The organism is uncultured Gimesia sp., assembly GCF_963976445.1.
GTDB lineage: Bacteria > Planctomycetota > Planctomycetia > Planctomycetales > Planctomycetaceae > Gimesia.
This window is the reverse complement of the sequence record NZ_CAXBKP010000002.1, coordinates 373,111-381,720: the sequence shown is the minus strand read 5'-3', so window position 1 is coordinate 381,720 and position 8,610 is coordinate 373,111. Positions and strand designations below refer to the sequence as shown.

Genomic DNA, 8,610 nt, shown 5'->3' with positions numbered 1-8,610 from the left:
CAAGCAAATCCCAAGAGCTTCGCAGTGTTTTTATGTGCGCTTTTTTGTGGGTTAGCCAATTTAAAGGCAGTAATCAGGCAGGTAGGGGGTATTGCAAAGACCTTGCTGTTTAGTCCTTGGAAGATGTGCTGCCGCCATAACCCCTGCCGATATATGATAATGAGTCCCTTTGATCAAACGATATCTAAAATGCAGTCTGTCGCCTGTAAACCAACGCAGGCAATCTATCTCACTGGAGCGCCTGAACTTATGAGGTTGCTAACTGTTCAATCCTGGATCGTTGCCGGTCTGTGCTGTCTGCTTCTTGCTGGCTGCGCATCAAAACAGGTTGCGCACTTTTCGATCGCTCCTGAATTTGATCAACGCAAAATTAACGCGATTTCCAAGTCTGTTGCTGCCCAGACCAAGGGCACAAAGAACAAGACGAACGGACGCGTAAAATCTGACCCAATAAGGGTTACTGGCTTCAATAAACGGACGATCCCAAGCCGAATACAACAGCCCGAGACACAACCCGCTCCTTTGGGAACAGTAAAACCAAGCGAACCAGATTTACAGTTTGACGAATTTGAAGAGTTTCATTCGATCGCATTACTTGAAATCGGCTCCCCCCTAACTGCTGAAGTGAATTCTCCAGTTGAAGCACGCAAACCAGAGCTTACCGATGTGCAACCTGTCTTTGTGATGGATCTGCTGCCTGCCACAGAAGTGGTACTCAGTAAAAATAATACTGCTTTCCAGGCAGATCAGAAGATTATATCAGAAACCAAGTCACCTCATCTGGTTGAACTGGGACTGAAGCCGCTGAGTCAATTATCGATCAGCGCCAAACCCCCAGCGGGGGATCTGCCTAAGAACACGGCTGCGGAACAACTAGAAAAACTTCCTACCCGACAGGTTGTGATGGGAGAAACTCGGAACTGGGCGTTAAGTACTAAAGAATGGGAAGCGCCCGGCATTGCCTATAATCCGCTGTATTTTGAAGAACCTTACTTGGAACGCTATGGGTATAACTATGGTGCTCTGCAGCCTTTCCTTTCTGCGGGACGTTTTTTTGGACGCATTCCAGCGCTGCCCTACATGATTGGTGCTTATCCGATGGATGAATGTCGCTACCCGTTGGGATATGCCCGACCTGGAGATTGCCCACCGTATCAGGTAGAAAAGCTGCCTTTAAGTGCACGTGGGGTCTTATTTGAAAGCCTGACCGTTACCGGTCTGGTATTTCTGATTCCCTAACAGAGCTTCCAGTGCTGCTCGCGTTGAGTCAATTGCGCGAGTCGTTGCTCGTTCACCGTAATTCCCAGTCCGGGGCCCATTAAGGTCGGCGCTGCTCCTCCCCAGCCAAATGAAATCTCTTCGTTGATGAGATTCTGTACGAGCAGGAATCGATCAAAACTTCCTTCTAAAAATGTGATGCCTTTGACGGATGTTGCAAAGTGACGCCCGGCGGCTGAAAGAATTCCCGTTTCCCCCACCTGACAGCCGAGTTGATACTTGAGTCCCGCCTGCTGAGCCAAGTGCGCTATCTGTAAAGTGGGGATGACTCCTCCCAGCTTTGAAATACGGAGGTTGAAGTAATCACAATAGCCTTCTGTAATTGCTTGTTCGGCGTCTTGCTGACTGCAGAGAGACTCATCGAGCATCACCGGTGTTGCGATCTGGTTTCTGATATCTCGCAAGCTGGCTATGTTTTGATGTGCGACCGGTTGTTCGATGGAACTGACCTTAAAGGGGGTGAATTCACGATCTTTTTCTTCCAGAATCTCGCGTGTCCAGGCTTCATTAGCGTCAACACGCAGGTTCATTTTGCTCCCAGTCAACAGTCGCAGTTTTCGAAATAAAGCTTGGTCATCAATCTGTGGAAGTCCGACTTTCACTTTGCACTGCTGGAAGCCGGTCAGCCGGTAAACAAGTGCCAGCATGTATTGTTTGACGGGCTTCATGGAAGTTAGAACGCCACTGTATCGGACGGTCGTTTGTGGTTTGAGCAGATTCTGACAAGGCTCTAAATGTTGAAATATCTTAGAAAATGAAACATTTTCTGCACGGGTTGCCGCGTCAATGAGACTGATTTCCAACGCACAACGGGCGGCATTTCCAAAACAACCTCGGTGTAGGTACTCTGCCGGAGAATCTGTTGGTGTGGGCGAAGTGATTTCCTGGCAGAGTGCGATTAGTTCGTTTAACGAATGCCAGTTGTCCCCTAACATCGATAGAAAATCGGTGTTTTCATATTGAGAAAATACGGATTTGACGCTTTCGCCGGTTACGTATTCTCGCGGCACCGATTCACCCCAGCCTACGGTTCCATCTGTTAATTGGCAGCGGACGATGATGGACTGAGATTCAGAGCGACTGAAGGAAGCATGTGTGATTTTTCGCCGTAATGGTACGCGGACCTGATACGCCGAAATCTGGGCGATTCTCATTTTGCCGGATTTCCAACCTTTATTAACTCTAAACGGGATTATGACATACGTGCATTTTGGGGGTGACAAGCTATCGGAATAATGCTATGAAACTCTTATTCTGAATGGATTTAGGATTTTTCGCAATATGGAGGCGATTGTGGGTGTTCCCCTTTCCCAAATGTGGACTGTAGCAAAATATGTTTTGACACAACGGTTTAAAGGCGTAAAGCGTTATCCGCTTGTACTGATGCTGGAACCGTTGTTTCGCTGCAATCTCGCTTGTGCCGGTTGTGGAAAGATCCAATTTCCCTCTCATATTCTCAAACAGAATCTCAGTCCCGAGAAATGTTTCCAGGCGGTTGATGAATGCGGTGCTCCCATCGTTTCGATTCCCGGTGGGGAACCACTGCTGCATCCACAAATGCCGGAAATTGTCGCCGGACTCGTCGCACGCAAGAAGTTCATTTATCTTTGTACCAATGCGATCTTACTGGAAAAGCATTTAGAGAACTATCCCCCTTCCAAGTATCTTACTTTCTCGATTCATCTTGACGGTATACGCGAGGATCATGACGCCGCTGTCTGCCGTGATGGGATTTATGACAAAGCGATCAGTGCAATCAAAGCGGCTGTGAAAGCAGGGCACCGCGTAACTACGAATTCAACTCTGTTTGAGAATGCGGAACCGGAACGAGTCCGACAAATGTTTGATGAGCTAGCTGAACTGGGGATCGAAAGTATGATGCTCTCCCCAGGTTATCAATATGAAAAGGCACCCGACCAAGAGCATTTTCTGAAGCGTAATCAGACGATTCAAAAGTTTCGCGAGATCCTGGCGACTCCCAAAAAGGCATGGAAATTTAATCATTCGCCTTTGTTCCTGGAGTTCCTCAAAGGGAACTGGGAGCTGGAATGTACCCCCTGGGGCAATCCGACCTATAACATTTTCGGCTGGCAGAAACCTTGCTATCTACTTGAAGAAGGGTATGCCGATACCTTTGGCGAACTGATGTCTTCTACCAGTTGGGAACGTTACGGACGCAAGAGTGGTAACGAAAAATGCCGTGACTGCATGGTGCATTGTGGCCATGAACCGACGGCCGTGGATCAGACATTTTCATCCTGGAAGGGCTTTATGAAAGTGGTCTCTCTGACGCTCTTCGGGGCAAAAGATTCCAACAAGCCGTTACCAAAGCAGTCACCAGAAAGTATGCCTGCCCCGCACTACACTGTGGCAGACCACGAATTGATTCAATTGGCACCTGTCGACGACGCGAACTGCGATGAGGATGTGGAAGTGCTGAATCTCTTAAATTGATCGCTTTGTTTTTCCGTTTCGACCACGAAGATCCTAAAAGTGAAGAGGAGTAATCTCTGAATATCCCCTTCGTTTTTTTGCTGGTGAAGCATCAGATGTGATCTTTCAAGCTATGGCATTCGTAGAATTAAATCGAGTCTCATGAATTAGAAACAATCGTTTTCTAGTCTGGCCGATTCGTGCCGCTGATGACGCATGACTTCTTACGCTCATTTCATGTTTGTGGTAGAAAATATGTATTGATTCAATTTATTTCTATCAGGAAAGACGCGAAAATCACGAAAGGTCAAAGGGAAGCCTTCGATCTTTTTGCAATTTGATTTTCTGTTCGCACATGTGATTTCAGTGAGAACAATAACGCGCAAGTTTAGGTTCATGGCTTTTCAGACAACTTTTAAAAAACTGTTTGACAAATTACATACCCACAACTACTATAAAACCAAATCTAATAAACCAAATATCGATTATGTAATTTGAATATAAGCCAGGGAGGTCCAATGGCCAGGCCAAGAGCGAAGGAACTTACCGAGCGTGAGTTAGAAGTGATGCATGTTTTTTGGGACGAAGCTCAGTCGGAAGCAGCGATGGCGATCTCTGTTTCCGATGTGCGGGACGCGCTACACAAGTCGGGACGCGAGTTAGCTTATACGACTGTCGCAACATTGGTGCGGATATTAGTGGAGAAGGATTTTCTGAAGCAGACAAATGAGGAACGCCCTTTTCTTTACCGCGCAGCCCGATCGTTTGACGAAGTCTCAGGCAGCCTGCTGGGAGAGATGGTTCAGAAAGTGTTTGGAGGATCGCGGGAAAAATTATTGTTGCGACTGATGGATGAACGCAAATTAACGCGGAAAGAACTTAGGGCTCTAGAAGACATTTTACGGGAGAAATCCTGATGCATGAAATCGGTGTTTGTGTTGTCTGGTTGAGCCTGCAAGTGACAATTGTTGCGGTTGGAACGGCTCTGTTTTACTGGTGCCTGCGACGCCGGGGGCCTCTGATGCGGTCGCTCGTGATTTCTTCTTCTTTAGTTGTGACTCTACTTCTGGCGACATTCGTGTTGAGTCCTTGGCCTCGCTGGACTACACAACAAACACAGCAGAGGAGAAGCGAAGTATCACATGTGGAAAAAACCATCCGGGAGAATAATCCCACCGATTTGGCGGAGTCCCCTCTTCCTCAACAGAAGACAATCGAACTGGATTCCGTGTGGAGTTCTGCCTGGACCGGATTTGTCGAGGGGCTTAAAAACAAACAATCGGTCGAAAATCAGGATGCACCGCTGACATGGCCAGCCTTCATTGGATTTCTGTTTCTGGGGGGAATGGCACTGGGCTTTCTGCGTCTATGCGTCGGTTACATTCTATTGAAACGTGAAGTGGAACATTCGATAGAGTTAGATCACTCTGCCGCTCGAGAGCTTCTGGATAGATTACTAATGGAGCAAGATCATCCACCTGTACTTTGCCTTAGAGAGACTCAACGACTGGCGACGGCGGCAGTTGCCGGCTGGTGGCGTCCGATTATTTTATTACCTGCCAGCTGGCAAGCGTGGTCGACTGAGCAGTTAAAGGCCGTTCTGACGCACGAACTTTCCCATATTCAACAGCGTGATTTCTTGTCGAATCTCTGTGCTGAGATCAGTCGGTCGATTTATTTCTATCACCCATTGATGCATTGGCTGGTCGCTCGTTTGAGGTTGGAGCAGGAACTGGTGGCGGATGCAGCAGCAGCCGAAGCGGCCGGTGGACCAGAATCATATCTGGTTATTCTCGCTGAGATGGCGATGGCGCAATCCAACCGAGGGGTACGTGGACCCGCCCGCGCTTTTTTACCCACACAATCCACTTTTTTAAGGCGAATTGACATGCTCAAAGGAAAGAAAACGTTCCGCGGCACTGTGCCTGCAAGTACTCGTGCGTTTGCTGTTATGGTTATTGTGCTGATGGGGTTATTAGCGGTTGGGTTTCGTGGAGACCGCGTCAGCCTTGCTCAAGATGTCTCTCCCAACGTTGCTGATTCAGAGGAAGTAAAAAGGACGCCGGAAAAATTCCGCATCGATTTTGTTCCGAATAACGCATTAGCCATAATTGCAATTCGTCCCGCAAAAATACTTGACCTCAAGGTGATGAAACCAATCCGTCAATTGATAGAGTTGGATGAAGAAAAAAGGAAAGAGCCGGGGGCTATTCCTTTTAACCCGAAAGAAATTGAAACAGGAATCGTATTCTTTCTTCCTCCGGACCCGCAGACTGTTAACAAATCTCCCCTGAATAAAGTTATCGTGGTTCAGGTGCGGCAAGTATTTGAGCAGAAATCTGTTATGGAATCTTTTAATGGCCTTAAATACATTTCACAAAAGTATGGCGACAGAACGTATTTCAAGGTCCCTAAAACAACTAGTGCGCCAGCTTTATTATTTCTCAATGATCGTACACTCATGATCGCAGATAATGAGACTGCTTTGTTGAATGTAATCAACACCTTAGAAAGCAGAAGCGTATCTCGTTGGGAGAAGAAATGGGAGTCGCTTGAGAATGGTTCCCTGGCTGTACTATTAAATATGCGCCTGGCGCGTGAAATGGTCTGGTCCACGGGAGCTAGTATTGGTTTTTCTAATGCCACAACAAAGGGGCTCGTTTCGCCAATCTGGGAAAATACAGATATTATATCGCTCGGGATGAACATCAACCAAAAGATTTCTTTAAAATCGATACTCTATCAGGATGTAAATGGAACGAGGGTTCAGAAAACGCTCACTGCGATATTTACACTTTCAGAGAATGTATTGCAGCAATATAGAAAAGGAATACGAGTTAGAACTCTAGAAGAAAGACTCGCAGTCTTGGACGCGATTGATGTTGCAGAGAAGCTTGTTCGGTCGGTAGAGGTCAAGCAGGAAGGTGAAAATGTTAGTCTAACCATGTCTCTGCCTGCCACTTCTGGTGCCCAACTGGTTGCAGCCCTAATGCCAGCGATTACGCAGGCACAGAAGGCAAGCATCCGCACCCGTTCTCGGAATAATGTCAAACAGATCATGCTGGCATTACATAAATTTCACGACAAACATAAACATTTCCCTTCAGCCGTCTTGTTGGGGCCAGATGGAAAAACACCGTATAGCTGGCGTGTGGCACTCCTCCCATTTCTGGATCAACAAATTCTGTATGATGAGTACAACAAAAATGAGCCTTGGAATAGTGAGCATAATAAAAAAGTGCTTGCCAAAATGCCCGTCGTCTATCGCTGTCCTGCTGATAACGGTGCTGAGAACTATACCTCTTATTTTGGTGTAGTTGGTCAGAATACGATGTTCGGTAAGACTGGCCAGCTTGGTAAGCCGGGCCCCTTTGGTGGTGCCTTGGCAGCTGGCACGGACTCTAGAGGCGTTGACAATCTTGCAGGTAGCAGTCTGGATGGTGTTCGATTACGTGACATTGTTGATGGCACATCCAACACCATTGCGGTGGTCGAAACAAAACGCGAGATTCCGTGGACGAAGCCTGAGGACCTCACATATGATGGTAAGAAATTACCGAAACTAGGAGGATTTTACCAAGGAGGGTTCTTTGTTGGGCGTTGTGACGGAGCAGTGCTATTCACTGACCAAAATATAGACCAAAACATCTTGAGGAACCTGTTTTTGATCAACGATAGAAATCAACTTGATCCCCAACGTTGATCTGTGTCAATCATGTGTGATTCACAGCTTGACACGACCGGGAGCCTCTTCCAGTTCGTCAAATGAACCGGGGGAGCGAAATGGATTATCGCGGGGTTGCGATTGGACTTCATTGGCGGGAAACGTTTCTGATTCTTCGAATCCAATTTGTGACGGTCTCCATTGTGGCTCAGCACTGGGAGTGCTGTTTGACCAGTCGGGCTCTTCCAACTCGGCGATACGGGAATCAATGTGTGTGGGACGTGGTCCTGCAGAAGCTTCTCGCTGAACTGGGAACGAAGCTCCCAGATCCATTACGGGGTATCCTGGGATTTGTGGTAGCCCCCAGACTTCTGGAGGAATGCCTGCTGGATTGACGTCAATGTTCGCCATTGTCATGGTGAGGACGATGCCTGCTTGCGGCCAATCGAGTTTAATAACATGCGGCAGCGTCGCTCCGGAATTACTACAGACGCGATATTCGCCTAGAGTGGCTGTGGCGATCCTCTGTCCCCGGCTGTCGTAAAGTGATTGCTCGATAATATGACCGGTGCAGAGGTTGACGACCAGAATTTTCTGCACAAGTTTGCCATTTGGCATAAGGCGATCGGAAATCAACTTGATATTTGGTGAATTCTGGCCTTCTTTTTGAATGGAAAGCTCTGTTTCATTTAGTGGGACGACGCGTAATGCCTCGAGTAACCAGTCCGGTTCAAAGGGAATATTTAACTGCGAGCCCATCGACTGGTATTGATCGTGGCGAACGGTAAACACTCGTTTTTGGTCATTTCGTTTGACCCAGAACCAGAACCGTTCGTCGTTCGAGCCAAAGTCAACTTCTGCCCCCAAGGGAGAACTTGCGCGCAATCGGAATCGTTTGGGTTGTTCGACCGCCAGCATGGCATTCAAGCTGACCGGAATTCCCCCTTTTTGCCGCGCTCTGATTTTTACATTTGAAGACTGCCAGCCATAGACGCCTTCGATCTGTGAGTTCAAGTGAGTGACAATTTGAGTGTAGCTGGCGTTAGGAGGCAGCACGCAGACAGGGGGCTGTTGTGGGAGGAACGTTCGAACGGAAGCGCAAGCAGGTAGCAGCATCAGCGCCAGCAGCACGAGAGTCACTTTCGTGACCATAGAGCGCCAGTTTAAGGTGCCGTAGGATTGATTGTGTGCTGTTCTTCCATGAACATTCAACATGTTAGCGATCCATCATGGGG

Annotated in this window: 6 protein-coding genes; 4 read left to right on the top strand and 2 right to left on the bottom strand. The window is 47.7% G+C overall.

Annotation, left to right across the window (positions count from 1 at the left end):
- Positions 1–249: 249 nt before the first annotated feature.
- Positions 250–1,239 carry a hypothetical protein gene (locus AAC022_RS04030; RefSeq protein WP_339728230.1) on the top strand — a complete coding sequence of 330 codons (990 nt, stop codon included), beginning with the start codon at positions 250–252 and terminating at the stop codon, positions 1,237–1,239.
- On the opposite strand, the gene AAC022_RS04025 is transcribed toward AAC022_RS04030, so the two are convergent.
- Entirely contained in the window at positions 1,236–2,432 is a 1,197-nt protein-coding gene (locus AAC022_RS04025) for an enolase C-terminal domain-like protein (RefSeq protein ID WP_339728228.1), read from the bottom strand. The genes AAC022_RS04030 and AAC022_RS04025 overlap by 4 nt on opposite strands.
- Before the next feature lie 139 nt (positions 2,433–2,571).
- Between AAC022_RS04025 and hpnH the strand changes: the two genes are divergently transcribed.
- From hpnH to AAC022_RS04010, 3 genes are all read left to right on the top strand, one after another.
- The gene (hpnH, locus tag AAC022_RS04020; RefSeq protein ID WP_339728226.1) at positions 2,572–3,732 is read left to right on the top strand and encodes an adenosyl-hopene transferase HpnH; all 1,161 of its coding nucleotides are present in this window, start codon (positions 2,572–2,574) and stop codon (positions 3,730–3,732) included.
- 497 nt (positions 3,733–4,229) lie between these two features.
- The gene (locus AAC022_RS04015) at positions 4,230–4,628 is read left to right on the top strand and encodes a BlaI/MecI/CopY family transcriptional regulator (RefSeq protein WP_339728224.1); all 399 of its coding nucleotides are present in this window, start codon (positions 4,230–4,232) and stop codon (positions 4,626–4,628) included.
- Positions 4,628–7,414 carry a M56 family metallopeptidase gene (locus tag AAC022_RS04010; RefSeq protein WP_339728221.1) on the top strand — a complete coding sequence of 929 codons (2,787 nt, stop codon included), beginning with the start codon at positions 4,628–4,630 and terminating at the stop codon, positions 7,412–7,414. Before AAC022_RS04015 ends, AAC022_RS04010 begins: the two co-directional genes overlap by 1 nt.
- Positions 7,415–7,435: 21 nt before the next feature.
- Here AAC022_RS04010 and AAC022_RS04005 read toward each other — a convergent pair whose 3' ends face one another.
- Positions 7,436–8,590, bottom strand: a complete 1,155-nt coding sequence (locus AAC022_RS04005) for a hypothetical protein (RefSeq protein ID WP_339728220.1) — start codon at positions 8,588–8,590, stop codon at positions 7,436–7,438.
- Positions 8,591–8,610: the final 20 nt, after the last annotated feature.

Excerpts from the sequence above, each read along its gene's own strand:
- AAC022_RS04015 (WP_339728224.1), top strand. The coding sequence starts at position 4,230 with ATGGCCAGGCCAAGAGCGAAGGAACTTACCGAGCGTGAGTTAGAAGTG.
- AAC022_RS04005 (WP_339728220.1), bottom strand. The coding sequence starts at position 8,590 with ATGTTGAATGTTCATGGAAGAACAGCACACAATCAATCCTACGGCACC.
- AAC022_RS04030 (WP_339728230.1), top strand. The coding sequence starts at position 250 with ATGAGGTTGCTAACTGTTCAATCCTGGATCGTTGCCGGTCTGTGCTGT.
- AAC022_RS04010 (WP_339728221.1), top strand. The coding sequence starts at position 4,628 with ATGCATGAAATCGGTGTTTGTGTTGTCTGGTTGAGCCTGCAAGTGACA.
- AAC022_RS04025 (WP_339728228.1), bottom strand. The coding sequence starts at position 2,432 with ATGAGAATCGCCCAGATTTCGGCGTATCAGGTCCGCGTACCATTACGG.